Genomic DNA, 26,466 nt, shown 5'->3' on the forward strand with positions numbered 1-26,466 from the left:
GGCGGCATGGATGGACCCATGAGCGGAGAAGCGAAGCGTACGGTTGCGGCCCTTCCCGGCGAAGGTGTGGGGGAGGGAATGCCTGCGCATGTCGCGATCATCATGGACGGCAACGGACGCTGGGCGGCCCGGCGCGGCCTGCCCCGCTTCGAGGGCCACCGCCGGGGCGTCGAGGCGATCCGGCGCGCCGTCCGCACGGCGGGCGACCTGGGAATCCGCTACCTGACGCTCTACAGCTTCTCCGCCGAGAACTGGCGCCGCCCCGCCCAGGAGGTGTCCGACCTGATGGGGCTCCTCAAGCGCTTCGTCAGGCACGACCTCGCCGATCTCCACGCCGGCAACGTCCGCGTCCGCATCATCGGTGCGCGGGAAGGTCTGGCACCCGACATCCGCCCCCTGCTGGACGAGGCCGAGCAGCTGACCCAGGGCAACACGGGCCTGACCCTGGTGATCGCCTTCAACTACGGCGGCCGCCAGGAGATCGTCCGCGCCGTGCAGGCCTTGGCCCGCAAGGTCCGGGAAGGGGGCCTTGACCCCGAGGCCATCGACGCGGCGGCCCTGGAGGCCCATCTCGACACCGCCGGCATTCCCGACCCGGATCTGGTGATCCGCACCTCCGGCGAGCAGCGGGTCTCGAATTTCCTCACTTGGCAGACAGCCTATTCGGAGTTCGTCTTCATCCCGGATTTCTGGCCCGATTTCGACGAGGCGACCTTCCGCGCCGCTCTCGACGAATATTTCAAGCGCGAACGCCGCTTCGGCGGCCTCAGCGCCAGGGCGGTGTGACGATGGCGCCGGACGAGGGTGCGCCTCCTTCCCCGGATCCCGCCGGGAAACCCCGCAGCGAGCTTGCGAAGCGGGTCGCCTCGGCGGTGGTGCTGATTCCTCTCGCCCTGGCCGTGGCCTGGGAGGGCGGCTGGGCTTTCGCCCTGTTCTGGCTCGCTGCCGGCATCGCCATGATGGTGGAATGGACCAACATGACCCGGGTGGAGCCGCGCCGCCCCGTGCAGGCGGCCCTGGGCCTCGGCCTCGCCGCGCTGACCTTCGCCCTCCTGAACGGCCTGTCCCTCGCCGCGGGCACTGCCGTCCTCGTCGCGACCGCCGTCCTGGGAGCGGCCCTTGCGCGGGGAGGGCAAGGAAAGCTCTGGGCCGTCGGCGGCTTCGCCTACGGGGCGGTCATCGTGCTCGTGCCGCCCATCGTCCGCGAGCATCCCTATCTCGGCCTCGTCGGGCTCCTCTGGATGTTCGCCGTGGTCTGGGCCACGGACATCGCGGCCTATTTCACCGGCAGGCGGCTCGGCGGGCCGAAGCTGTGGCCGCGGGTGAGCCCCAAGAAGACCTGGTCGGGCTTCGCGGGCGGCCTCGTGGCCGGAACGCTCGGGGGGTTCCTCGTGGTGTGGGTCTCCCAGCGCTTCGGGTGGATCCAGCCCTTCAGCCTGCGCAACACCGTGCTCCTCTCCATCGTCGCCTCCGTGGCGAGCCAGCTCGGCGACCTGGGGGAATCGGCCCTCAAGCGGCACTGCGACGTGAAGGATTCGAGCCACCTCATCCCAGGCCACGGCGGCGTGATGGACCGCCTGGACGGGTTCTGGGCCGTCTCCCTGATCCTCGGCGCCGTCCTCCTGACCGTTCGACTGGCAACCTGACACCGATGACACGCACCCTCACCATTCTCGGCGCTACGGGCTCGATCGGCCGCTCCACGGCGGAGGTGGTACTCGCCCACCGCGAGGAGCTGCGCGTGGAGGCGGTGGTCGGAGGCCGCGACGCCGAGGCCCTCGCCAAGGTCGCGATCAGGCTCGGCGCGCGCTTTGCCGCTCTCGCGGACGAGCGGGGCGGGCCGGCCCTGAAGGAGGCGCTGGCCGGCTCCGGAATCGGCTCGGGCGCGGGGATCTCGGCCGTGACGGAGGCCGCCGAGCGGGACGCGGACGTGGTTCTCGCGGCGATCAGCGGCACCGCCGGTCTGCGCCCGACCCGGGCGGCCCTCAGGGCCGGGCGGCGCATCGCCCTCGCCAACAAGGAGAGCCTCGTCTGCGCGGGCGAGGCCTTCATGGCCGAGGCGCGACGCCTGGGGGCAGAGATCATGCCCGTCGATTCCGAGCACAATGCCCTCGACCAGGCCCTTGCGGCCGGGCGGATCGGCGACGTGGAGAAGGTGACGATCACGGCGACCGGCGGCCCCTTCCGGACCTGGAGCCGGGAGCGCATCGCCCGGGCGAGCGTGGCCGAGGCCTCCGCGCATCCGGTCTGGTCCATGGGCTCGAAGATCAACATCGATTCCGCGACCCTGATGAACAAAGGGCTCGAACTGATTGAAGCCCATCACCTTTTCGGGCTGGGAGCGGACCGTCTCGACGTGCTCGTCCATCCGGAGGCCATCGTTCACGGCCTGGTGCAGTGGACGGACGGCGCCGTCACGGCGGGCCTGGCCCTGCCGGACATGAAGGTTCCCATCGCCAACGCCCTGCGTCACCGTGAGCGCCTTGCGATGGCGCTGCCCCGTCTCGATCTTGCCTCTATTGGACGTTTAAGCTTCGAAGAGGCCGACGAGACGCGCTTTCCGTGTCTCGCGCTGGCCAGGGCTGCGCTTCGTGCCGGAGGTGCGATGCCGACCGTCCTCAACGCCGCCAATGAGATCGCCGTCGCGGCCTTCATGGGTGGGAGGATAGGATTTTATGCAATTTCGGAAAAGGTTGAGACGGTTTGTTCAATCTTTTCTGGAAGAAATCTGACGGCACCGGCAACCATAGCGGAAGCGCTAGCGATCGACGAGGAGGCCCGTGAGGCGGCGCGGCGGCTCGTCCCCGCCTGAGGCCGCGACGGTCGCGGCTCGAGCGATGGGAAAGGGATGACGATGGACTTTCTGGCGACGATCACGGGAGCGACAGGCTCCTTTCTTCTGACCATCATCTCGTTCCTGGTCGTGCTCACGGTGGTCGTCTTCGTGCACGAGTTCGGCCACTTCTGGGTGGGGCGCCGCTGCGGCGTGGGGGTCACGGCGTTCTCCGTCGGTTTCGGGCGCGAGATCTTCGGCTGGACCGACCGGCACGGCACGCGCTGGAAGATCTCGGCGATTCCCCTGGGCGGTTACGTCAAGTTCGTCGGCGATCTCAACGCGGCCAGCGTCCCCAACCGGGATCAGCTCGGCCACATGAGCGCCGCCGAGCGCGCGGTGAGTTTTCCCCACCAGAATGTCCTGAAGCGCGCGGCTATCGTTGCGGCAGGTCCGATCGCCAATTTCCTGCTCGCCATCGCGATCTTCGCCGCCTTCAACTATGTGGGCGGCCGGCAGGTGCTGGAGCCGCGCATTGAGGCGGTGCAGCCGGGCAGCGCCGCCGAGAAGGCCGGGTTCCAGCCCAAGGACCTCATCCTGTCCATCGACGGGCGCCAGATCGAGACCTTCGCCGACATGCAGCTGCTGGTCAGCTCCAGCGCGGGCGAGGCCCTGACCTTCGCGGTGGACAGGGGCGGGCAGACCGTGACGCTCACCGCCACGCCCAACTTCGTCGAACGGTCGACGCCCTTCGGCAAGCAGCGCATCGGCCTGCTCGGCGTCGAGGCCTCCCGGGATCCCGCCGCCATCAAGCGGATCTCGTATACCCCCCTCGGAGCCCTGAAGGCGGGCGCCGTGGAGACCTGGAACCTGGTGGAGCGGACCCTCAACTTCATGCGCCGTCTCGTCCTGGGCTGGGAATCGACCGATCAGCTCTCCGGCCCCATCGGAATCGCCAGGGCGTCGGGCACCGCCTTCGACGTGGGCGGGGTCGCGAGCCTCATCAGCCTGATCGGCTTCATGTCCGTCTCGATCGGTCTCATTAACCTTTTTCCAATTCCGTTGCTCGATGGCGGACACCTTCTGTTCTACGCCATCGAGGCCGTTCGCGGCCGGCCCCTGAGCGAGAAGGCCCAGGAAATCGGCTTCCGGATCGGCTTCGCAATCGTTGCGATGCTTATGCTTTTCGCAACCTGGAACGACATTGTTCACCTTGGCACAAGTTTTCTGGCTCGCGGAACGTGACAAGGACGCCACGCAGGGCAAAAATGCTACTGTGTTGGGGAAAGCGCCGTTTGCAATGACGGCGAAAGTTTGTACAAGCGGATCACACCGATAAGGTTGGGGCCCTGCGTACCCAGCCCGCGGAGTGATCCGCTGTAGGACAAAAGATAAAGAGACGGGCCAGTTGATGATGTCGACGACCACGCCACGCCGGAGGAAACCGGCCGCCACCGCCATGATCGCCGTCAGCGCGATGATTGCCGGAATCACTGCCGCCGACACCGCCTTCGCCCAGCAGAGCAGCCGTCGGGCCTCCGTCGCCCAGGGGCCGATCGTCAACCGGGTGGTGATCGAGGGCAACAAGCGCGTGGAGAAGGCCCTCATCGAGGGCGAGCTTCAGGCCCGGGCCCGCGCCCCGTACGACCAGCGCACGGTCGATGCCGATGTCCAGCGGATCCTCGAGGTGTACCGCCGGTCGGGCCGCAGCCTGGCCCAGGTGACCCCGCGCATCGTCGACCTGCCCAACGGCCGCGTGGACATCGTCTACACCATCGTCGAGGGCGACAAGACGGGCGTGAAGGAGATTCGCTTCGTCGGGAACAGCCAGGTCTCGTCCAGCCGCCTGCGCAGCGTCATGACGACGACCGAGTCGAACATCCTCAGCTTCCTCAAGAGCACCGACGTCTACGACCCGGCCCGCCTCGCGAACGACCTCGAGCTCATCCGCCGCTACTACCTCAAGAACGGTTATGCGGACTTCCGCGTCGTCTCCAGCGACGTGCAGTTCGACCCCAATGCCGGCGGCTACGTAGTGACCATCTCGGTGGACGAGGGGCCGCAGTACCGGGTCGGCAGCGTCAACGTCGATTCCCGCATTCCCGAGATTCCCGTGGAATCCGTGCGCGGCGACCTCTCGACCTCCGCCGGCTCCACCTATAACGCCGACGCCGTGCAGCGCTCCCTGCAGGACATGACGCGGGACATCGCGCGCCGCGGCTATCCCTTCGCCCAGGTCCGTCCCGTGGCGACCCGCGATCCGGCCACCCAGACCATCAACCTCTCCTACGTGATCGAGGAGGGGCCGCGGGTCTACATCGAGCGGATCAACGTCCGCGGCAACACCCGCACCCGCGACTACGTCATCCGCCGCGAGTTCGATCTCGGCGAAGGCGATCCCTACAACCGCGTCCTCATCGACCGGGCTGAGCGCCGCCTGAACAACCTCGGCTACTTCAAGACGGTCCGCATCTCCAACGAGCCGGGCTCCGCGCCCGACCGGGTGGTCGTGAACGTGGACGTCGAGGATCAGTCGACCGGCTCGTTCTCGATCTCGGGCGGCTACTCCACCGCCGACGGCATCATCGGCGAGGTGGCGGTCACCGAGACGAACTTCCTCGGCCGCGGCCAGTTCGTCCGCGTGGCGGGCCAGCTCGGCCAGCGCACCAACGGCGTCGACTTCTCCTTCACGGAGCCGTACTTCCTCGGCTACCGCATGTCGGCGGGCATCGACCTGTTCTCGAAGTTCAGCGACCAGACCAAGTACGCCCGCTACGAGAACCGCGTGACCGGCGGCCAGCTGCGCCTGGGCCTGCCCTTCACCGAAGAGTTCACGCTGACCCTGCGTTACTCGCTGTTCCAGCAGGACCTGAAGATCCCGAACGACCTCAAGCAGCCCTACAACGACTGCTCCGAGCCGATCCCGGGCTACACCACGCTCAATGCGAACGGCACGCCGAACCGCTTCTTCTGCGAAGGCAACGGCGAGGCCTCGCTCGCGATCAAGGAATCGCAGGGCAAGACCCTGACCTCGCTTGCGGGCCTGACCTTCAACTACAACACCCTCGACAGCACGAAGGACCCGCGCAACGGCTTCTACGGCGAGGTGAAGACCGATTTCGCCGGTCTCGGCGGCGACTCCCGCTACTTCCGCGCCACGGGCGACCTGCGCTACTACAAGGAGCTGTGGGAGGACATCGTCGGTATCGCCCGCGTCCAGGGCGGCCACATCATCGGCTTCGGCAACGAGAACAGGGACCGCGGCGCCGGCGGCGGCGATCTGCGCATCGTCGACCAGTTCTTCCTCGGCCCGACCCTGGTGCGCGGCTTCGCCACCAACGGCATCGGCCCGCGCGACATCTCGAGCTACGACGTGAACGCCAACGCCATCGGCGGCACCACCTACTTCGGCGGGTCGCTCGAGGTGCAGTTCCCGATCTTCGGCCTCCCGCGCGAGCTCGGCCTCAAGGGTGCCGTCTTCGCCGATGCCGGCACGCTGTTCGGATACAAGGGCCCGACCACATTCGACACGAACGGAAACGGCTTTATCGAGGGCTACTCGCCGACGCTGGGCTGCGCCCAGACCTCGACGGTGGCGCAGGAGTGCATCCTGGTCCGCGACAGCCACAAGATCCGCTCCTCCGTGGGCGCCTCGATCCTGTGGACCTCGCCGCTCGGCCCGATCCGCTTCGACTACGCCATCGCGCTCTCGAAGGACGAGGGCGTCCCGACGGCGAACGGGGTGAAGATCGGCGGCGACCGCACCCAGGCCTTCCGCTTCTCCGGCGGCACGCGCTTCTAATCACGAACCGGGGAGGGCGCCCGCGCGGCGCCCTCGCTTCTTTTTCATGACAGATTTGAACTTCTTCCCGCAGAGCCGGACGCTCACGTTGCGTCAGGTGGCGGAGTTGGCCCATGTCACGCTCCCCGACGGTGCCGACGGGGAGCTTTTGCTTCGTGGCGCGGCACCGCTCGAGACGGCCGGTCCCGGCGACATTGCCTACATGGACAACGCGGCCTACGGGGAGGCCCTGAGCCGCACGAAGGCCGGAGCCTGCCTGGTGACGACGCGCTTTGCCGCGAAGGTCCCCGCACACACCGTCGCGCTCGTGACGCCCCAGGCCTACCGGGTCTTCGCGCAGGTCCTGGCGCTCTTCTTCCCCAGCGCGATGCGGCCCGAATCCGCCTTCGCCGCGACGGGAATCTCGCCGGGCTCCTTCGTTCACCCGACGGCGCGCCTCGAGCACGGGGTGAAGGTCGACCCAGGGGCCGTGATCGGGCCGCATGCCGAGATCGGCGCCGGCACCCTGGTGGGTGCCCACGCAGTGATCGGCGCGCATGTGAAGATCGGGCGGGACTGCGCCATCGGTTCCCATGTGTCCGTTTCCCACGCCTTCCTCGGCAACCGGGTCATCCTCCATCCGGGCGTGCGCATCGGGCAGGACGGGTTCGGATTCGCCATGGGCCCCCAGGGACATCTGAAGGTGCCGCAGGTCGGGCGGGTCATCATCCAGGACGACGTGGAGATCGGCGCCAACACCACGGTGGACCGGGGCGCGAGCCGCGACACGGTGATCGGGGAGGGGACGAAGATCGACAACCTCGTCCAGATCGCCCACAACGTGGTGATCGGCCGCCACTGCGTGATCGTCGCCCAGGTCGGCATCGCCGGCTCCACCACCATCGAGGACTACGTGGCCCTGGGCGGCCAGGTGGCGGTCAAGGGGCACCTGCGCATCGGCATGGGCGCCCAGATCGCGGCCACGAGCGGGGTCAACGACGACGTTCCCGCCGGCGCCCGCTGGGGCGGCATCCCCGCCCGCCCCGTGCGGGAGTGGTTCCGCGAGATCGCCGCCCTGAAAAAGCTTGCATCCAAGAGCGATTCCGGCGATTCCGCCACCAACGACGGTCCGTCTTCCTCGGCCTGAAGACGCTCGAGAGCCCCGGAGTGAATGACATGAGCGAAGCGCCGACCACGCTTCACACCGCCGACATCATGCGGATTCTGGATCTCCTGCCGCATCGCTACCCGTTTCTGCTCGTCGACAAGATCGTCGAGATCGACGGCGACAATTCCTGCATCGGCATCAAGAACGTCACCTTCAACGAGCCCCAGTTCACGGGGCATTTCCCGTCGCGGCCGATCTTTCCGGGCGTCTACCTGATCGAGGGCATGGCCCAGACCGCCGGGGCCATCTGCGTGGCTTCGCGTCTGTCGCAGCAGGCCAAGCCGAAGCAGGTGTTCTTCATGACCATCGACAAGGTGAAGTTCCGCAAGCCGGTCGAGCCGGGCGACCGGGTCGAGTTCCACATGAAGAAGCTCAACAACCGCCGCAACATGTGGTGGTATCGCGGCGAGGCCAAGGTGGACGGCGCCCTCGTCTGCGAAGCCGAGGTCAGCGCCATGCTGGTGATGGACTGATGGAAACCTTCATCCATCCCACCGCCGTGGTGGAGGACGGCGCGGTCATCGGCGCAGGGTGCCGGATCGGCCCGTTCTGCACGGTCGGCCCGGACGTGGTCCTGGGCGAGGGGTGCCAGCTCATCAGCCACGTGGCCGTGGCCGGGCGCACCACCATCGGCCCCCGCACGCGCATCTTTCCCTTCGCCTCCATCGGCCATATCCCGCAGGATCTGAAGTACCGCGGCGAGCCGTCGACCCTGACCATCGGCGCCGACTGCATGATCCGTGAGGGCGTGACCATGAACCCCGGCACCGAGGGCGGCGGCATGCAGACCGTCATCGGCGACCGGTGCGCCTTCCTGGCCAATTCCCACGTGGGTCACGACACCCGCGTGGGGAACGACTGCATCCTGTCCAACAACGTCATGCTCGCGGGTCATGTGACGGTGGGCGACTACGTGATCTTCGGCGGCGGCTCCGCCGTGATCCAGTTCGCCCGCGTCGGCTCCCATGCCTTCGTGGGCGGCATGTCGGGACTGGAGAACGACCTCATCCCCTACGGCATGGCGATGGGCAACCGGGCGCACCTGGCGGGCCTGAACATCGTCGGCCTGCGCCGGCGCGGCTTCACCCGCGAGCAGATCCACGACATCCGCCGTGCCTACCGGCTCCTCTTCGCCGACGAAGGCACCCTTTCCGAGCGGGTCGAGGACGTGGCCGCGGAGTTCGACAGCCATCCCTTCGTCCACGAGATCCTGGACTTCATCCGCGCGGGCAAGGACCGGGCGATCTGCACGCCGCGGGAGCCCGTCGGTTCCGGCGGATGACCGGCGCGGGACCGATCGCGATCCTGGCCGGGTCCGGGCAGCTGCCCATCCAGCTGGTCGAGCACCTGGAGCGGACCGGGCAGGAATGCCGCGTCCTGGCGTTCCGCGGCTTCGCCGCGCCGGAACTGCGCCGGCGCGCCGATGCGACGGCAGATCTGCTCGATCTCAAGACCATCATGGCGACCCTGGAGGGCTGGAACCCCCGGGCCGTCGCCCTCGTCGGCGCGGTGCGTCGCCCCGGTTTCTCGGCGCTCCTCGGAGCCTATTCGCTCTTGCGCAACCGCCAGGAGGTGAAGGAGGTCATCGCCCGGGGGGACGACCAGGTCCTGCGCGGCGCGGTGATGCTGCTGGAGGAGCGCGGGTATCGCGTCGTCGGCGCCCATGAGCTCGCTCCCGGCCTCGTCGCCCCCATGTCCCTGCGGGGGAAGCGGGCGCCCGATGCGGACGACCGGCAAGCCGTCGCCTTCGGCCTGGAGCTCCTGTCCTCCCTCTCGGCCTTCGACATCGGCCAGGCCGCCGTCGTGGCCCGCCGGCATGTCCTCGCCGTCGAAGGGCCGGAGGGGACGGACCGGATGCTGCGCCGGGTGGCGGGCTTCCGGCAGTCCTGGCTGGGCCTGCGCCGCCGCCGGGAGGGCGGGGTGCTCATCAAGGCGGCGAAGCGCGGGCAGGACCTGCGCGTGGACATGCCTGCCATCGGCCCGCGCACCGTCACCGAGGCGGCCCGGGCCGGTTTGTCGGGCATCGCGGTGGGGGCAGGATCGACCCTCATCCTGGAGCAGGAGAAGACCCTCCGCCTCGCCGACGCGCATGGCCTCTTCCTGATCGCCGTCGATCTCCCCTGGATGGAGCCTCCCCGTGACTGACTCGAGCCCGCTCCTCATCTGGATGGTCGCCGGGGAGGAATCGGGCGATCAGCTCGGGGCGAAGCTCATGCGGTCCCTCAGGGCCCGCCTGGGGCCGGACAGGGTCCGGTTCGAAGGGGTCGGAGGCCACGCCATGGGGCGGGAGGGGCTCAGGAGCCTCTTCCCCCTGGAGGATATCGCCGTCATGGGGATCTCCGCCGTCATCGCCCGCCTGCCGACGATCCTGAGGCGGATCCGGATGACGGCCGACGCGGCGGTCGCGGCGAAGCCGGACCTCCTCGTCATCGTCGACAGCCCCGATTTCACCCACAGGGTCGCGAAGGCGGTGCGGGCGCGGGCGCCCGGGATCCCCATCGTCGATTATGTCAGCCCCTCGGTCTGGGCCTGGCGTCCCGGACGGGCGCCGAAGATGCGCGCCTACGTGGACCATCTCCTGGCCCTGCTGCCCTTCGAGCCCGAGGCCCACCGCCGCCTCGGCGGGCCGCCCACCACCTATGTGGGCCACCCGCTGATCGAGCGCCTCGGCGAGATCAGGCCGCACCCCGGCGAGCGGGGGCGGGCGACGGACGGCCCTATCAAGCTCCTGGTGCTGCCCGGCAGCCGCCGTTCCGAGGTCGGCCGGCTGATGGAACCCTTCGGCCGGGCGCTCGACCTGCTGAGGCAGCGCTCGCCGCGCCCCTTCGAGGTGACCGTCCCGGCCGTGCCGCATCTCGTGGACGAGATCCGGCGGAGGGCCGGGACCTGGACCGTGAAGCCGCAGATCGTGGAAGGAGAAGCGGCGAAATGGGCCGCCTTCAGGGAGGCGGATGCCGCGCTCGCGGCATCCGGCACGGTGACGCTGGAACTCGGCCTCTCGGGCGTGCCCATGGTGGTGGCCTATCGCGTCTCCAAGATCGAGGAAGTGCTGAAATACCTCATCAAGGCGCCCTCCATCGTGCTGACCAACCTGGTGCTCGGGGAGAACGTGATCCCCGAACTGATCCAGTGGGACTGCACGCCCGAGAAGCTCGCCGACGCGCTCCTGCCCCTGTTCTCGGACACCCCCGAGCGCCGGAGGCAGATCGAAGCCTTCGGCCGCATGGACGACCTCATGCGCATCGGCGACGAAGCGCCGAGCGAACGGGCCGCCCGGATCGTCACCGAGGTGCTGGAGCGCTTCAGGGGCAACGGGGCCACGGCTTGAGACCGGCGGGCCTCCGCCGATGCGCATGCAAGGGACATCCTGCGCAGCCAAAGAAAAAGGGGCCTTTCGGCCCCTTTGTCGCTTCCCGGATACGCCGCCTTACCCGCGCTGGGCGAGGGTGACGTAGTCGCGCTTCGGGGCACCGGTGTAGAGCTGGCGCGGACGGCCGATGCGCTGGGACGGATCCTCGATCATCTCGCTCCACTGGGCGATCCAGCCGACCGTACGGGCCAGCGCGAACAGCACCGTGAACATGGAGGTGGGGAAGCCCATCGCCTTGAGGGTGATGCCCGAATAGAAGTCGATGTTCGGGTAGAGCTTCTTCTCGAGGAAGTACTCGTCCTTGAGGGCGATCTGCTCCAGCTCGATGGCCACGTCGAGCAGCGGGTCGTCCTTGATGCCGAGCTCGTTCAGGACCTCGTGGGTGGTCTTCTGCATGATGCGGGCGCGCGGGTCGTAGTTCTTGTAGACCCGGTGGCCGAAGCCCATGAGGCGGAACGGATCGTTCTTGTCCTTCGCCTTGGCGATGTATTGCGGGATGCGGTCGGGCGTGCCGATCTCCTCCAGCATCTTGAGCGCCGCCTCGTTCGCGCCGCCGTGGGCAGGCCCCCAGAGGCAGGCGATGCCGGCCGCGATGCAGGCGAAGGGATTGGCGCCCGACGAGCCGGCGAGCCGCACCGTCGAGGTGGACGCGTTCTGCTCGTGATCGGCGTGGAGGATGAAGATGCGGTCGAGCGCCCGGGAGAGGACCGGGTTGACCTTGTACTCCTCGCACGGCACCGCGAAGCACATGCGCAGGAAGTTCGAGGTGTAGTCGAGGTCGTTCTGCGGATACACGAAGGGCTGGCCGATGGAGTATTTGTAGGCCATGGCCGCGAGGGTCGGCATCTTCGCGATCATCCGCATGGAGGCGATCATGCGCTGCTGCGGGTCGGAGATGTCCGTCGAGTCGTGATAGAAGGCCGAAAGGGCGCCGACGCAGGCCACCATGATCGCCATGGGATGCGCGTCGCGGCGGAAGCCCATGAAGAAGCGGTTCATCTGCTCGTGAACCATCGTGTGGCGCGTGACGCGGTAGTCGAAATCCGCCTTCTGGGCCGCGGTCGGCAGCTCTCCGTAGAGAAGCAGATAGCAGGTCTCGAGGAAGTCGCCGTGCTCGGCGAGCTGCTCGATGGGATAGCCGCGATAGAGCAGGACGCCCGCATCGCCGTCGATGTAGGTGATCTTCGACTCGCAGCTCGCCGTCGAGGTGAAGCCCGGGTCGTAGGTGAACATTCCCGTCTGGCCGTAGAACTTGGAAATGTCGACGACGCTCGGTCCGATGGTGCCATGCTTCACCGGCAGTTCGACCGACTTATCGCCAATATTGAGCGTGCAGGAATTGGAGCTCATGCGTCTTCGCCCTTTCAACAAGAGGCCGGGCCTAACCTAGTGCAGCCGCGGGACTGGAGAAGGTCTCCTGAAGGCTGCCGAACCGAGGTCGCCGGTCGGTGGGAGGATGGCGTTGGGTAGCTTATCCGTGGGGGAGGGGCAAGCACGTCTAAAGACGAGTGCGCCAGCTATGCGGCCGGCGCAGCGCTCATCTGGTCGCGCAGGCGCGACAGGGTTTCGTCCTTGCCGAGCACCGCCATCACGTCGAAAAGACCCGGCGAGGTCGCCCGCCCGGTCAGCGCGGCGCGCAGGGGCTGCGCCACCTGGCCGAGCTTCGCGCCGACCGCTTCCGCATGGGCGCGGACCACCGCCTCCACGGCTGCCGCGGTCCAGTCCTCCACGGCTTCGAGCTTGGCGTCGATCCCGGCGAGACGGGGCCTGCCCTCGGCCAGGAGGGTCTTCGCCTTCTCGTCCAGATGGAGCGGCCGCTGGGCGTAGAGGTAATAGGCGCTGTCGAGGAGCTCCACGAGGGTCTTGGCGCGCTCCTTCAGGCCCGGCATGGCGGCGACGAGCTTCGACCGCAGGCCCGGGCTGAAGGTGCGGCCGAGATGGTGCTCGTCGCCCTGCAGCTCCGGGAGCAGTTGCTCGAGGGCGTCCACCAGCTCCTCGTCCGGGGTCTGGCGCATGTAGTGGCCGTTCAGGTTCTCGAGCTTGGCGAAGTCAAAACGGGCAGGGGAGCGGCCGATGTTCTTCAGGTCGAAGGCATCGACCATCTCCTGCGTGGAGAAGATCTCCTGGTCGCCGTGGCTCCAGCCGAGACGGACGAGGTAGTTGCGCAGGGCCACCGGCAGGTAGCCCATGCTGCGGTAGGCCTCCACGCCGAGCGCCCCGTGCCGCTTGGAGAGCTTCGCACCGTCCGGACCCAGGATCATCGGCACGTGCGCCATCTTCGGCACGTCCCAGCCGAGCGCCTGGTAGATCTGGGTCTGCCGGGCGGCATTGGTGAGGTGGTCGTCGCCGCGGATCACGTGGGTCACGTTCATGTCGTGGTCGTCCACCACCACGGCGAGCATGTAGGTGGGCGTGCCGTCGGAGCGCAGCAGGACCAGGTCGTCCAGGTCCTTGTTCTGCCACACCACGCGGCCCTGGACCGCATCCTCCACGACGGTCTCGCCCTCGGTGGGAGCCTTGAGGCGGATCACCGGCTTCACGCCGGGAGGGGCCTCCGACGGGTCCCGGTCGCGCCAGCGGCCGTCATAACGCAGGGGGCGGCCCTCCTTGCGGGCCGTCTCGCGCATCTCCTCCAGTTCCTGAGGGGTCGCGTAGCAGTAATAGGCGCGGCCCTGCGCGAGGAGGGACTCGGCCACCTCCCGGTGACGGGCGGCGCGGGAGAACTGGTAGACCACGTCGCCGTCCCAATCGAGGCCGAGCCATTTCAGGCCGTCGATGATGGCCTGGATGGCGGCCTCCGTGGAGCGCTCGCGGTCCGTGTCCTCGATGCGCAGGAGCATCTTGCCCCCGTGCCGCTTCGCATAGAGCCAGTTGAACAGGGCCGTGCGCGCACCCCCGATGTGCAGGAAGCCGGTGGGGGACGGGGCGAAGCGGGTGACGACGGTCATCGGCGTAGGAAACCTCGGCAGGAAGCGAATGACGGGCCGGGCGGGCCCGCGGGAGCGCCCGGCGCGAATCCACAGGATGGACTTGGCCGGAACGTGGGGTCGTCTACCATGTAATCCACCCCGACGTTAAGCCGCACCGATGGCCGGACCGGACAGAAGAGAGGGAAGCCTGACGCCGCGCCCGCACGCCGGGACGCTCGCGCTGGCGCGCGGGGGTGCGTTCTCGCCGCCGGCGGTCCTGCCGGATCTGCGGGGGTGGGCCGGGCGGGCCCTGGCCGTCGAGGTGGCCCAGCGCCGCCTCTTTCCCTGGATCGCCGTCGCCTTCGGGTGCGGCATCCTGCTTTTCTTCCAGGCGGAGGAGCCCAGCCTTCCGGCGCCGCTCGCAGGCCTGGCGCTCTCGGCCGCTCTGGCCTGGGGCCTGAGGAAACGGCCCGTCGCGCTTGCCGTGTTCGTCGGGATCGCGGCGATCCATGCGGGCTTCCTGGCAGGCGGCCTGCGGGCGAGATCGGTGGCGGCGCCCGTCCTCGCCCGCGTGACCATCGCGCCCCTGACGGGCTTCGTCGAGTCCGTGGAGGACCGGGCTGAAGGGCGCCGGATCCTGGTGCGGGTCGCGCGGATCGAGGGGCTCGCGCCGGAGGCGACGCCCTTCACCGTGCGCGTGAGCGCGAAGAATGCCGGAAAGCTGGCGCCCGGCCTGTTCATCGAGGCGAAGGCGCGCCTTCTTCCCCCGCCCCAGCCTGCATGGCCCGGGGGCTACGATTTCGGGCGCGACGCCCGCTTCCGGCGGATCGGCGCCGTCGGCTCCCTGCTCGGACCGGCGAAGGTGGTCGAGCCTCCCGCCGGCCCGCCCTGGACCCTGGTCGCGAGCGCCCGGATCGACGCCGCCCGCAATGCCCTTACGGAGCGGATCGCATCCGCCATCGGCGGGCCTGCAGGCGGGGTCGGTGCGGCGCTCGTCACCGGCAAGCGCGGCCTCATCGGGGAGGCCACCAACGACGTGCTGCGCGCGGCGGGCATCTACCACATCGTGTCGATCTCGGGCCTTCACATGGTTCTCGCGGCCGGAACCTTCTTCTGGCTCGTGCGCGCGATCCTCGCGCTGATCCCCGCCATTGCGCTGCTCTGGCCGGTGAAGAAGATCGCCGCTCTCGCCGCCATGGTCGGCGCCGCCGCCTATTGCGTCTTCACCGGCGCCGACGTGGCCACCGAGCGTGCCCTCGTCATGACCCTGGTGATGTTCGGCGCGGTTCTCGCCGACCGGCCGGCGCTCAGCATCCGCAACCTGTCCATTGCCGCGATCCTGGTCCTCGCCCGGGAGCCGGAGGCCCTGCTCGGCCCGAGCTTCCAGATGTCCTTCGGCGCCGTGGCGGCGCTCACCGCCGCCGCGCCGCTGCTTTCGCGCATGGGCGAGAGCCTTGCGGGAGACGGGGCGTCCGCCACGCCCCTCGGCCGTGCGGCCCGATGGGTCGCGCGGCACGGCCTCGGCCTCTTCGCGACGACCCTGGTGGCGAGCCTCGCGACGGCTCCGTTCGCCGCCTACCATTTCCAGACGGTCAATCCTTACGGCCTCATCGGCAACGCGCTGGCGCTGCCCCTCGTCTCGGTCGTCGTCATGCCGGCGGCGGTGCTGGGCGTGCTGGCCTACCCGTTCGGCCTCGACCGCCCCGTCTGGCAGGTGATGGGCTATGCGGTGAACCACGTGCTCGACGTCTCGGCCTGGGTCGGCGGCATCGGCGGCGCCACCCTGGTGGTGCCGGCCCCGAGCCTCGGGGCCTTCGCCCTCGCGAGCGCCGCGCTCCTCCTCATGACGCTGCCGGCTTCGTCCCTGCGCTGGCTCGCGGTCCTTCCCCTCGGAGCCGGGCTCGCCGCCGCCGCACCGGCCCGCTACGACGCCTTCGTCGACCGGGAGGGAGCCGGCGCCGCCGTTCGCGGACGGTCGGGAGCCCTCGTCCTGGTGGGACGTCCCTCCAGTTTCGTCACGGAGCAATGGCTGCGGGCGGACGGGGATTCCCGCCGTGCGGACGATCCGTCCCTCAGGGAGGGGTCCCGCTGCGACCGGGGCGGCTGCATCGTGGAAGCGGCAGGCCGGCGTCCGGTCGCCTTCGTTCAGGACATGGCGGCCTTCGAGGAGGACTGCCGCCGCGCGTCGGTGATCCTGACCCGGCTCAAGGCCCCTGCCCGCTGCGCCGCCGGGCTCGTGCTCGACCGCGACGTGCTGGCCGCCTGGGGCGCGACGGCCCTCCGTTTCGTGGAGGGGAACGCGGTCGAGATCCTGTCCGTGCGCAAGGGGAGGGAGGTGATCCCGCTGTCCGGGGCGGCGGCCGCTCCGGTCTCTCCGGACATGCGGAGCCGGCCGCAGTCGGCGCGGCCGGTTCCGGAGCAGGATCTTCCCGACGACGAGGTCAGTAGCGGCGAACCAGACTGACCAGCTTGCCCTGGATCTTCACCCGGTCGGGGCCGAGGACGCGGGTCTCGTAGGCCTGGTTGGCAGCCTCCAGCGCGATGGACGAACCGCGGCGGCGGAACCGCTTGAGGGTCGCTTCCTCGTCGTCGATGAGGGCCACGATGATGTCGCCCGTGTTCGCCGTGTCCTGCTTGCGGATCACCACCAGATCCCCGTCGAGGATGCCGGCCTCGACCATCGAGTCCCCGCGGACCTCGAGGGCATAGTGCTCGCCCTGGCTGAGGAAGTCGTGGGAGAGGGTGATCGAGTGGCTGCGGTTCTGGATCGCGGAGATCGGCGTACCGGCCGCGATCCGGCCCATGACCGGGATCGTGACGTCGCGGGACTTCTCCTCCGCCGCGGGGGCCGGAGCGGGCGGCGCCTTGGCGCGGCCTGCCAGCCCGCCTTCCACCACGCTCGGGGTGAAGCGCTTCTGACCGGCAGCGCCGCTCACCGTCTCGGGGAGGCGAATCACCTCGAGGGCGCGCGCCCGGTTGGGCAGGCGCCGGATGAAGCCGCGCTCCTCCAGGGCGGTGATGAGACGGTGGATGCCGGACTTGGACTTGAGATCGAGCGCGTCCTTCATCTCGTCGAAGGATGGTGGAATGCCGGTCTCCCGCAGCCGCTCATGAATGAAGCGGAGCAATTCGTGCTGTTTGCGCGTCAGCATGGCTGGCCCTTACTGCTCCGGTAGGAGCGATTCTGAAAACAAAGCGGGAACAGGTTAGCCGTTCTTGCTGTGTTCCGCAACCCTATGGCTACGCTCGCGAACGCGATTTCAGCAGAAACGGTCCAGCCGGACGATCCGGCAGGGCGCCCCCGCCGCAGCCGCGGGCGCGTGGGGCGGGCGCACGAGGAGGGCATCCGAGCGGCCGAGAACGCCGAGCATGGACGAGTCCTGCCGCGCGTGCGGCATGGCCACGGGCACGGCGAGGGGGCCGGCGGCGGTTTCGATCTCGCGCAGGGCCAGGGCTGCCCGCATGTAGTCCTGCCTGTCGCCGTTGGCGGGAAGGTCCGCCCCCAGAATCGCGCTCTCCGTCGGGTCGGCGCCCGCCTGCGGATCGCCGCAGAGGGCGCGGATCGCCGGAACCAGGAACAGCACCGCGCAGACGAAGGTGGAGACCGGATTGCCCGGCAGCCCGAGGAGGAGCATTCCGCCGAGGCGGCCGTGCATCAGGGGCTTGCCGGGCCTCAGGGCGACACGCCAGAAGCCGAGGTCCATGCCCTGGCCGGCGAGTGCCTTCTGCACCAGGTCGTGCTCGCCGACCGACGCGCCGCCGAGCGTGACCAGGATGTCGGCCCGCGCCGCGCGGGCGGCCGAGATCCGCTCTTCCAGGGATTCGAGGGTGTCGCGGGCGATTCCGAGGTCGAGCGCCTCGCCGCCCGCCTTCTCCACGATGGCGGCCGTTCCGGGAAGGCTGGAGGCCATGATCTGGTCGGGGCCCGCCCTCTCGCCCGCGCGGACGAGCTCGTCCCCCGTCGCAAGGATCGCGACGCGCGGGCGGCGACGCACGGCGATCGCTCCGTGGCCCATGGCGGCCGCGAGGGCGATGCGGCGGGCATCGAGCCGCGTCCCGGCGGGGAGGAGAACGTCGCCGGCACGGAAGTCGAGCCCGGCCGGACGCACGTGCCGCTGCGGGCGCGGCGTTTCCTTCAGCACGACCCGGTCGCCTTCCGCCTCCGCATCCTCCTGCAGCACGACCGCGTCGGCGCCCTCGGGCATCGGCGCGCCGGTGAAGATCCGCACGGCCTCGCCCGGGCCGAGCCTGCCGTCGAAGCGGCGCCCTGCCGCGCTGACGCCGATCACCCGCAACGTCGCCGGCGCCTCGGGACAATCGGCGCTACGCACCGCATACCCGTCCATGGCGGAGGCCGGGAAAGGCGGCTGGTCCCGAAAGGCGGCGAGGTCCTCCGCCAGGGTTCGGCCCGCGCAGGCAGCGAGCGGCAGCCGCTCGGCTTCGACCGGCCCCGGCACGCTCTCCAGGGTCCGGCGAAGGGCCTCCTCGACGGGGATCAGGCTCACGGACGCCTCCTCACGGCGCCTCGAATGTGCCGGAGCGCCCGCCGCTCTTCATGCGCAGGCGCACGTTGTCGATCCGCATGGTCCGGTCCGCCGCCTTCACCATGTCGTAGACGGTCAGGCAGGCCACGGAGACGGCGGTGAGCGCCTCCATCTCCACGCCGGTACGCCCCGAGACCTTCACCTCCGCCGTCACCCGCACGCCGGGCAGGCCGTCGTCGAGCACGCAGTCCACCGCCACCTTCGAGATGGCGAGGGGATGGCAGAGGGGGATCAGCTCATGGGTGCGCTTCGCGGCCATGATTCCCGCAAGCCGGGCGGTGCCGAGCACGTCGCCCTTCTTCGCGTCGCCCTGGCGGATCAGCGCCACGGTCTCCGGCTGCATCGTCACGACGCCCTCCGCGATGGCGGTGCGGCTCGTCACCTCCTTCTCCGACACGTCGACCATGTTGGCCGCGCCGGAGGGGTCGAGATGGGTGAGCGTCGTCATGCCGCTTCGCCGAACAGGAGGCGGCGCGTCGCGGCCGCCACGTCCGCCTGCCGCATCAGGCTCTCGCCCACGAGAAAGGCGCGGATGCCGACGCGCCCGAGGCGCTCGATGTCGGGCAGGGTGAAGATGCCGCTCTCGCCGACGACGATGCGGTCGGCGGGAATCGAAGGAGCCAGCTCCTCGCTCACGCCGAGCGATACCTCGAAGGTGCGCAGGTTCCGGTTGTTGATGCCGAGGAGCCTGGTGCCGAGGGGCAGGGCCCGGTCGAGCTCGGCGCGGTCGTGAACCTCCACGAGCACGTCCATGCCGAGGTTGTGCGCGGTCTCGACGAGAGCGCGGGCCTCAGCGTCCGTGACGCTCGCCATGATGACCAGGATGCAGTCCGCGCCCCAGGCGCGGGCCTCGTACACCTGATAGGGATCGAAGAGGAAGTCCTTGCGCAGGACCGGAAGACCGGATGCCTCGCGGGCCTGCATCAGGTATTCCGGCCGTCCCTGAAAGGACGGCTCGTCGGTGAGGACGGAGAGGCAGGTGGCTCCGCCCTCGGCATAGGCGCGGGCCAGCGAGGGGGGATCGAAATCGGCTCGGATCAGGCCCTTGGAGGGGCTTGCCTTCTTCACCTCCGCGATGAGCGCGGGGCGTCCTTCGGAAAGATGCCGGGCGATGGCCGCGACGAAGCCTCGGGGGGCGGGAGCCGCAAGCGCGCGCCTCTCGATCTCCGCCGGAGGAACGGCGGCCTTGGCGGCGGCGATCTCATCGCGCTTGTAGGCTTCGATCCGGGCGAGAACGTCGCTCATGCCCTTCCTCCGGTTCAGGAATTCGAGACCTGGATCAGCCGTCCCAGGGTGGCCTTCGCCGCGCCGCTGTCAAGCGACCGGGTCGCCCGTTCGAGGCCCTCGCGCAGATCGGAGGCCGCGTCCGCGATGACGAGGGAGGCCGCCGCGTTCAGAAGGGCCACGTCGCGGTACGGGATCCGGGCGCCTTCGAGCACGGCGCGCAGCTGTCTGGCGTTGTGCTCGGGATCGCCGCCCTTGAGGTCCTCGGGCCTCGCAACGGGCAGGCCGAGTTCCTCGGGCGTCACCGTGAACCGGCGCACGGTCCCGTTCTCCAGCGCCGCCACGTGGGTCGGGCCGGTCGTGGTCATCTCGTCGAGCCCGTCGGAGCCGTGGACGACCCACAGCTTGGTGGAACCGAGCTCCTTCATGACCTGCGCCAGCGGCTCGAGCCAGGTCTCGGAGAACACACCGAGCAGCTGACGCTGGACGGAAGCGGGATTGGCGAGGGGGCCGAGCAGGTTGAAGATCGTGCGCGTGCCGAGCTCCACGCGCACCGGCGCCACGTGACGCATGGCGGCGTGGTGGGTCTGCGCGAACATGAAGCACAGACCCGCCTCCTCGAGGCACCGCTCCAGCCCCTGAGGATCGAGGCCGAGCTTCACGCCGAGGGCGGAGAGCACGTCCGCCGTGCCGGATCTCGATGAGGCGGCGCGGTTGCCGTGCTTGGCGACCTTGACGCCCGCGCCCGCGACGATGATCGCGGCCAGAGTGGAGATGTTGTAGCTGCCGGAATGGTCGCCGCCGGTCCCCACGATGTCGATGGCCCCTTCGGGCGCGTTGACCCTGAGCATGCGTCCGCGCATGGCGGATACGGCCCCGACGATCTCCTCCAGCGCTTCGCCGCGCACCCTCAGTGCCATGAGGAAGGCGCCGCTCTGCGCGGGCGTGACCTCGCCGGAGAGAATGTCGTCGAATGCGGAGCGCGCCTCCTCGCGCGTCAGCGACGCGCCGGTGGCGACCTTGGCGAGGTAGGACTTGAACGATTCCATGGATGTTTCAGTGTCCGGCAGCGGGAGCGCCGTCGCGTCCCCGGCGATGAGCGGCGTTCCAGGAGGCCGCGAGGTCGAAGAAATTGCGCATGATGGTGGTGCCGTGCTCCGAGAGGATGCTCTCGGGATGGAACTGCACGCCGTGCACGGGCAGGGAGCGGTGGGAGAGCCCCATCACGAGGCCGTCGGCAGTCTCCGCCGTCACCGCGAGGTCCGCGGGGCAGGTCTCCCGGTCGACGATGAGCGAGTGGTAGCGCGTCGCCTTGAAGGGGCCGTTGATGCCGCGGAAGATCGTTTCGCCGCGATGCTCCACGTCCGAGACCTTGCCGTGCATGGGCAGGGGAGCCCGGCTGACCTTGCCGCCGTAAGCCTGGCCGATGGTCTGGAGACCGAGGCAGACTCCGAAGACGGGGACCCGCGAACCGGCCCGCTCGACCAGGTCGAGGCAGATCCCCGCCTCGTTGGGCGTGCAGGGGCCGGGGGAGAGGACGATGGCGTCGGGAGCCGCGTCCAGCACCTCGTCGGTCGTGACGGCGTCGTTGCGCACCACCTCCACCTCCGTCACGAGCGGCGCGACGAGGTGGACGAGGTTCCACGTGAAGCTGTCGTAGTTGTCGATGACGAGAACGCGGGTCATGGCGCCACGACGTTTGCGCATGGGCCGGGCCCGGTCAAGGGAAGCGTTGCCGCCGCGATCATTGGCCGATCCTCGCGCGGCTGGCGAAGCGCACCGCCTCCTCCGCCGCCCGGAACAGGGCCTTGGCCTTGTTGATGCATTCCTGCTGCTCGGAGTCCGGGTCGGAGTCGTAGACGATCCCGGCTCCGGCTTGCACGGCCATGCGCCCGTCCTTCACCAGGGCGGTGCGCAGCACGATGCAGGTATCCATCTGGCCGTCGGCGCCGAAATAGCCGATGCAGCCGGCATAAGGCCCGCGCTTGTGCTTCTCGAGCTCGTCGATGATCTCCATGGCCCGCACCTTCGGCGCGCCCGAGACCGTCCCGGCGGGAAAGCCCGCGACCAGCGCGTCGAGGGCATCGCGCTTCGGATCCAGGCGCCCCTCCACGTTCGAGACGATGTGCATGACCTGGCTGTAGAATTCCAGGAAGAAGGAATCCGTCACCTCGACCGAACCCATGGTGGAGACGCGGCCCACGTCGTTCCGCCCGAGATCGAGAAGCATGAGGTGCTCGGCCCGCTCCTTCTGGTCGGCGAGGAGGCTTTCCGCGTTCGCCCGGTCCTCCGCCGCGGTGGCGCCGCGGGGGCGCGTTCCCGCGATGGGGCGTATCGTGACCTTGCCGTCCCGGACCCGCACCAGGATCTCGGGCGAGGAGCAGACGATCTGGAAGTCCTCGAAGTCGAGATAGCAGAGGAACGGGGCCGGGTTCACCCTGCGCAGGGACCGGTAGAGGGCGAAGGCGGGGAGGGGAAACGGCGCTTCGAACCGCTGGGACAGCACCACCTGGAAGATGTCGCCGGCGCGGATGTATTCCTTGGCCCGGGCGACCATGGCCTTGAACTCCTCCGGCGTCGTGTTCGAAACCGGAGGCTCGAAACGGACGGCGGCGGGGTCGGTCCGGTCCTCGACCGGCAGGGGAGCGTCGAGGGCGAGGCCCACCTCGTCCAGTCGGGACAGGGCCGATTCGTAGGCGGTTCTCGCGGAAACGCCCGCCTGCGGCCGCACGGGGGTAATGAGGGAGATTTCGTCCTTCACCGCATCGAACACGACCATGACGGTGGGGCGGACGAGCACCGCGTCGGGAACCTTCAGCACGTCCGGGTTGGGTTCCGGCAGCCGCTCCATGAGGCGGACCATGTCGTAGCCCAGATAGCCGAAAAGGCCCGCCGCCATGGGCGGAAGATCGTTGCCCAACGGCAGGGCGCTCTCCGCGATGAGTGCGCGCAGGCTTTCGAGGGGGTGGCGCGGGTCGGGCTCGAAGCGCCCTTCGCGGTCCAGGGCCTTCCGGTCGACGGACGCGGCGCCGTTCTCGCAGCGCCAGACGAGGTCGGGGTCCAGTCCGATCATGGAGAAGCGGCCCCGGACCGCGCCGCCCTCGACCGATTCGAGCAGGAAGGCAGGTCCCCCCCTGCCGTGCCGGAGCTTGAGGAAGGCCGCGACCGGCGTCAGCAGGTCGCCGACGAGGGTCGCGCGCAGCACCCCCGCCCGCCCGCCGTCATAGGCTCGGGCGAAGGTCTCGAAATCGGGCGTGACGGCCATCGGATCAGAGTTCGCTGCCGCCGGTGGCCTGGCGCAGGGCCTGCTGGTTGACGGTGACGCCCAGGTCCTTGCGGATCTGCGCGATGTACTCGTTCACCAGGTCGTCGCCCATGCCGTTGCGGAGCTGGGTCTCGACGCGCTGTGCCTCCGGCGCGTTCGGCGCGAGGGCCGGAACCGAGGCGGAGGTCACCTTGAAGACGGCGCGGGCTTCCGTTCCCGTCGCCGCATTTCCGGGCTTTCCGACCGGGACGGAGAAGATCCGGGTTACGGCATCGGCGCCCAGGTCGTCCTTCGCGGCGCCGCGGGCGAGATCGGACGCGGTCTTGACGGAGGCTCCGGCGCTCTCGGCGACGGCCTCGATGGCCTCGCCCTTCTCCAGGCGCTCGGTCAGCTCCCGGGCCTTGTCGGCGAGGCGCCGGGAAATCTCGTCCTCGCGCCACAGGGCGGCCACCCGGTCGCGCACCTCGTCGAGGGATTTCTCGCGGGCGGGCTCGATGCCGGTGACGTCGAACCAGACATAGCCCCCGTCGGGAATGCGCAGCGGCTCGTTGTCCACGCCGATATCGGAGGCGAAGGCCGCCTTCACGACCGCGTCGCGGGCCGGGACGTTCACCGGGTTGCCGGCCTTGTCCAGACCCTGGCCGTCCACGGCGGGCATCTGCACCAGCGTCAGGCCCTTGTCCTTGGCGATATCGGCGAGCGGGCGGGCGCCGGCGCGCTGGTCCTCGATGGCGTCGTGGACGCTCTCGATCTGCTCGCGGGCCCGGGCCTGGGCGATCTCGGCGCGGATCTCGCCGGCGACCTCCTCGAAGGGTTTGACGGCCTCCGGCTCGATCTTCGTCACGCGGACCAGGACCGGTCCGAAGCGGCCGTCGACGGGACCGCTCGTGGCGCCCTCGGCCAGGGAGAAGGCCGCCTCCGCCACCGCCGGGTCGAGCATCTCGCTCCTTGCGAAGGTGCCGAGCTCCAGGTCCTGGGGAGAGACTTTCCGCTCCTCCGCGACGGATTCGAAGCTCGCGCCCTCCTGGATCCTCTTGAAGGCCGCCTCGGCCTCGTCCCGGGACGGGAAGGCGATCTGCTGGACGGTGCGCTTCTCGGGCGTGCCGAATCTGGCCTTCTCCTGCTCGTAGCGCTGCCGGGCGTCGGCGTCGCTCACCGCCTCGGGCTTGGCGAGGGAGGCCGGGTCGAGGGACATGACGGAGAGGGCACGGTACTCGGGCGCCTGGAACGCGCTCTTGCGCTCGTCGTAGAAGCTCTTGAGCTGCTCCTCGGTCGGGGCGGGGATCTCCCCGGCGGCGGCGGAGGTCAGCACGAAATAGGCGGCGGCCCGCCGCTCGCTGGCGTAGCGGTTGAAGGCCTCGCGGGCGGCCATGGGCACCGTCAGGTCGCCCGCAATGGCCTCGGCGAGGTGGATCCGGGCCATCGCGCTGCGCTGCTCGCGGACGAAGCCGGCCTCGGAGAGGGAGGCGTTGCGGAGCACCTGCTCGAACAGGGCGCGGTTGAACTGACCGTCGGCGCCGCGGAAAGCCGGATCCTCGATGATGGTGCGGGCCACGAGCTGGTCCGAGACGCTCAGGCCGAGCCTCTTCGCTTCCTCAGACAGGATCGCCTCGTTGATGAGGTTCGTCAGGACCTGCTGGTCGATTCCGAAGAGGCGGGCCTGCTCCGGGGTGATGACGGTGCGGAACTGGCGACCGAGGCGCTGCAGCTCGTTGTTGTAGGCCGTCCGGACCGCCTCGATGCCGATGTCGGTCTTGCCGACGCGGGCGACGGAGGTCGGCGGGGTCGCCCGGAAGATGTCGCCGATGCCCCAGATCGCGAAGCTGACGATCAGAAGGCCGAAGAAGATGGCGGCGATGATCTTGCCGATCAGGCTCTGTCCGGCCCGGCGCATTCCTCGAAGCATAAGCGAACCCGTTCTCTCGAAACTCGTTAGAGACGGCGATAACCGATCAGCGGCCCGGGGAAAAGGGCAAGTCTGGTTGAAAGAGGCTCCAAGTCTCTGGTAGTGCCACCTTATCAAGCGTGACAGGAGTGCCTGAATGAGCGTCGATCGGCCGCGCCCGCTGGTGGCGGGAAACTGGAAGATGAACGGGTTGAAGTCTTCCGCCAAGGTGTTGAGCGAGATCCAGGCAGGCTACACGCCGGGTCTGAAGGCCAAGGTGGAGCTCGCGGTCTGCCCGCCGGCCACGCTCATCGGAATGTTCGCCATGATGGCCGTGGGATCGCGGGTCGCCATCGGAGGCCAGGATTGCCATCCCAAGGAAATGGGCGCCTTCACGGGCGATCTCTCCGCCGAGATGCTGGCCGATGCGGGGGCGACCTACGCCATCGTCGGCCACTCGGAGCGGCGCCAGTACCACGGCGAGAAGGATGCCGACGTCTGCGCCAAGGCCCTGGCGGCCCACCGCGCGGGGCTCACGGCCATCGTCTGCATCGGCGAGACGCGGCAGGAGCGGGAGGCGGGCCGGACCCTCTCCGTGGTCAAGAAGCAGCTCCGGGGCTCCGTGCCCGCCGACTCGAACAGCCACAACCTGGTCATCGCCTACGAGCCGGTCTGGGCCATCGGCACGGGCCTGACGCCGACCCCGGCCGACGTGGCGGAGGTCCACGCCCTGATCCGCGACGAGCTGCGCCGCCTCGTGGGCAAGGGAGAGCATGCCAAGGTCCGCATCCTCTACGGCGGGTCGGTGAAGCCCTCCAACGCGGCCGAGCTGATGGCGGTGGCGAACGTCGACGGCGCCCTCGTGGGCGGGGCGAGCCTCGTCGCCGCCGATTTTCTCGCCATCGCCGGGGCCTATCTCGGCTGACCTTTCGTCAAAAGGGCGCTTGCGGGACTTTGATCCCGTGCACACCTATGCTACAGCCCGCCCCAACGACAGACGCGTGCGAGCGGCTGACGCCTTCCGGCGCGGCCGCTTGAGGTTTTTGGAACGATGCAGACGGTTCTCATCATTGTTCACCTGATCATAGTCCTCGCCCTCATCGGCGTGGTCCTCCTGCAGCGCTCGGAGGGCGGCGGCATGGGCCTGGGAGGCGGCGGAAGCGGCGTCTCCGGCTTCATGACGGGACGCGGTCAGGCGAACGCCCTCACCCGGACGACGGCGATTCTCGGCGGGCTTTTCTTCCTCACCAGCCTGGCCCTCACCATCATGGCGGGCTACAGCGGCGCCCCCCGCTCGATCATCGACGGCGCGGCTCCCGTGTCGCCGGCCGGGCAGGCGCCCGCCGGCGGGCAGGGCGGCAACGTCCTCGAACAGCTCCAGCGCATGCAGGGGGACCAGCCGGCGAGCCCGGCTCCCGCCCCGGCCCCCGCGCCGGCGGCACCCCAGGTGCCTCAGTCGCAGTGACGAACAGGGCCGGGAGTTCCGGCCCTCTCTTTTTGTGGATGGCAGACGAGCAAACCGGTTCGCGATTGCGAATCGGCGCTCA

General features: G+C 69.3%; 23 protein-coding genes. 13 read left to right on the forward strand and 10 right to left on the reverse strand.

Going from position 1 to position 26,466, the window contains the following annotated elements:
* Positions 1–18: 18 nt before the first annotated feature.
* From GDR74_RS09325 to lpxB, 10 genes are all read left to right on the forward strand, one after another.
* The gene (locus tag GDR74_RS09325) at positions 19–786 is read left to right on the forward strand and encodes an isoprenyl transferase (RefSeq protein WP_152586054.1); all 768 of its coding nucleotides are present in this window, start codon (positions 19–21) and stop codon (positions 784–786) included.
* A 2-nt stretch (positions 787–788) separates the two neighbouring features.
* Positions 789–1,646, forward strand: coding sequence for a phosphatidate cytidylyltransferase (locus GDR74_RS09330; protein WP_152586055.1), 858 nt, complete (start codon positions 789–791; stop codon positions 1,644–1,646).
* A gap of 5 nt (positions 1,647–1,651) precedes the next feature.
* On the forward strand, positions 1,652–2,812 hold the full coding sequence (gene dxr / locus GDR74_RS09335; RefSeq protein WP_152586056.1) for a 1-deoxy-D-xylulose-5-phosphate reductoisomerase: 1,161 nt from the start codon (positions 1,652–1,654) through the stop codon (positions 2,810–2,812).
* 42 nt (positions 2,813–2,854) lie between these two features.
* Positions 2,855–4,018, forward strand: coding sequence for an RIP metalloprotease RseP (gene rseP, locus GDR74_RS09340; protein ID WP_152587715.1), 1,164 nt, complete (start codon positions 2,855–2,857; stop codon positions 4,016–4,018).
* A gap of 166 nt (positions 4,019–4,184) precedes the next feature.
* Complete coding sequence (bamA, locus tag GDR74_RS09345; protein WP_152586057.1) at positions 4,185–6,575, forward strand: outer membrane protein assembly factor BamA; 2,391 nt, start codon at positions 4,185–4,187, stop codon at positions 6,573–6,575.
* 46 nt (positions 6,576–6,621) lie between these two features.
* Positions 6,622–7,701: a UDP-3-O-(3-hydroxymyristoyl)glucosamine N-acyltransferase gene (gene lpxD / locus GDR74_RS09350; RefSeq protein ID WP_152586058.1), complete on the forward strand. Its 1,080-nt coding sequence runs from the start codon at positions 6,622–6,624 to the stop codon at positions 7,699–7,701.
* Positions 7,702–7,730: 29 nt separating this feature from the next.
* Entirely contained in the window at positions 7,731–8,195 is a 465-nt protein-coding gene (fabZ, locus tag GDR74_RS09355) for a 3-hydroxyacyl-ACP dehydratase FabZ (protein ID WP_152586059.1), read from the forward strand.
* Positions 8,195–9,004 carry an acyl-ACP--UDP-N-acetylglucosamine O-acyltransferase gene (lpxA, locus tag GDR74_RS09360; protein WP_152586060.1) on the forward strand — a complete coding sequence of 270 codons (810 nt, stop codon included), beginning with the start codon at positions 8,195–8,197 and terminating at the stop codon, positions 9,002–9,004. The genes fabZ and lpxA overlap by 1 nt, the downstream gene beginning before the upstream one ends.
* Positions 9,001–9,867, forward strand: a complete 867-nt coding sequence (locus tag GDR74_RS09365) for an LpxI family protein (protein ID WP_152586061.1) — start codon at positions 9,001–9,003, stop codon at positions 9,865–9,867. The genes lpxA and GDR74_RS09365 overlap by 4 nt, the downstream gene beginning before the upstream one ends.
* Positions 9,860–11,050: a lipid-A-disaccharide synthase gene (lpxB, locus tag GDR74_RS09370; protein ID WP_152586062.1), complete on the forward strand. Its 1,191-nt coding sequence runs from the start codon at positions 9,860–9,862 to the stop codon at positions 11,048–11,050. Before GDR74_RS09365 ends, lpxB begins: the two co-directional genes overlap by 8 nt.
* Positions 11,051–11,149: 99 nt before the next feature.
* On the opposite strand, the gene gltA is transcribed toward lpxB, so the two are convergent.
* Positions 11,150–12,442, reverse strand: coding sequence for a citrate synthase (gene gltA, locus GDR74_RS09375; protein WP_152586063.1), 1,293 nt, complete (start codon positions 12,440–12,442; stop codon positions 11,150–11,152).
* A 167-nt stretch (positions 12,443–12,609) separates the two neighbouring features.
* The gene (gene gltX / locus GDR74_RS09380; protein ID WP_152586064.1) at positions 12,610–14,040 is read right to left on the reverse strand and encodes a glutamate--tRNA ligase; all 1,431 of its coding nucleotides are present in this window, start codon (positions 14,038–14,040) and stop codon (positions 12,610–12,612) included.
* A gap of 139 nt (positions 14,041–14,179) precedes the next feature.
* Between gltX and GDR74_RS09385 the strand changes: the two genes are divergently transcribed.
* Positions 14,180–16,465 (forward strand): ComEC/Rec2 family competence protein, encoded by a 2,286-nt coding sequence (locus tag GDR74_RS09385; RefSeq protein ID WP_152586065.1) that lies wholly within the window; start codon positions 14,180–14,182, stop codon positions 16,463–16,465.
* Here the strand turns inward: GDR74_RS09385 and lexA are convergent.
* The 8 genes from lexA to GDR74_RS09425 all read right to left on the reverse strand — a co-directional run bounded on the left by lexA (position 16,443) and on the right by GDR74_RS09425 (position 24,940).
* Positions 16,443–17,153: a transcriptional repressor LexA gene (gene lexA, locus GDR74_RS09390; RefSeq protein ID WP_152586066.1), complete on the reverse strand. Its 711-nt coding sequence runs from the start codon at positions 17,151–17,153 to the stop codon at positions 16,443–16,445. The two genes, GDR74_RS09385 and lexA, sit on opposite strands and share 23 nt — an antisense overlap.
* Positions 17,154–17,261: 108 nt before the next feature.
* Positions 17,262–18,506: a molybdopterin molybdotransferase MoeA gene (locus tag GDR74_RS09395; protein WP_152586067.1), complete on the reverse strand. Its 1,245-nt coding sequence runs from the start codon at positions 18,504–18,506 to the stop codon at positions 17,262–17,264.
* 10 nt (positions 18,507–18,516) lie between these two features.
* The gene (gene moaC, locus GDR74_RS09400) at positions 18,517–18,993 is read right to left on the reverse strand and encodes a cyclic pyranopterin monophosphate synthase MoaC (RefSeq protein WP_152586068.1); all 477 of its coding nucleotides are present in this window, start codon (positions 18,991–18,993) and stop codon (positions 18,517–18,519) included.
* The gene (gene trpC / locus GDR74_RS09405; RefSeq protein WP_152586069.1) at positions 18,990–19,790 is read right to left on the reverse strand and encodes an indole-3-glycerol phosphate synthase TrpC; all 801 of its coding nucleotides are present in this window, start codon (positions 19,788–19,790) and stop codon (positions 18,990–18,992) included. The genes moaC and trpC overlap by 4 nt, the downstream gene beginning before the upstream one ends.
* Positions 19,791–19,804: 14 nt before the next feature.
* Positions 19,805–20,818: an anthranilate phosphoribosyltransferase gene (trpD, locus tag GDR74_RS09410; RefSeq protein WP_152586070.1), complete on the reverse strand. Its 1,014-nt coding sequence runs from the start codon at positions 20,816–20,818 to the stop codon at positions 19,805–19,807.
* Between the two features lie 7 nt (positions 20,819–20,825).
* A complete protein-coding gene (locus GDR74_RS09415; protein ID WP_152587716.1) occupies positions 20,826–21,455 on the reverse strand; it encodes an anthranilate synthase component II in 630 nt (209 codons plus the stop codon).
* A 58-nt stretch (positions 21,456–21,513) separates the two neighbouring features.
* Entirely contained in the window at positions 21,514–23,034 is a 1,521-nt protein-coding gene (trpE, locus tag GDR74_RS09420; RefSeq protein WP_152586071.1) for an anthranilate synthase component I, read from the reverse strand.
* 4 nt (positions 23,035–23,038) lie between these two features.
* Entirely contained in the window at positions 23,039–24,940 is a 1,902-nt protein-coding gene (locus GDR74_RS09425) for a peptidylprolyl isomerase (RefSeq protein WP_152586072.1), read from the reverse strand.
* A gap of 136 nt (positions 24,941–25,076) precedes the next feature.
* On the opposite strand from GDR74_RS09425, the gene tpiA reads away from it, so the two are divergent.
* Both tpiA and secG read left to right on the forward strand, forming a co-directional pair.
* Positions 25,077–25,844 carry a triose-phosphate isomerase gene (gene tpiA, locus GDR74_RS09430; RefSeq protein WP_152586073.1) on the forward strand — a complete coding sequence of 256 codons (768 nt, stop codon included), beginning with the start codon at positions 25,077–25,079 and terminating at the stop codon, positions 25,842–25,844.
* A gap of 126 nt (positions 25,845–25,970) precedes the next feature.
* Positions 25,971–26,384: a preprotein translocase subunit SecG gene (secG, locus tag GDR74_RS09435; RefSeq protein ID WP_152586074.1), complete on the forward strand. Its 414-nt coding sequence runs from the start codon at positions 25,971–25,973 to the stop codon at positions 26,382–26,384.
* Positions 26,385–26,466: the final 82 nt, after the last annotated feature.

The organism is Microvirga thermotolerans (assembly GCF_009363855.1).
GTDB lineage: Bacteria > Pseudomonadota > Alphaproteobacteria > Rhizobiales > Beijerinckiaceae > Microvirga > Microvirga thermotolerans.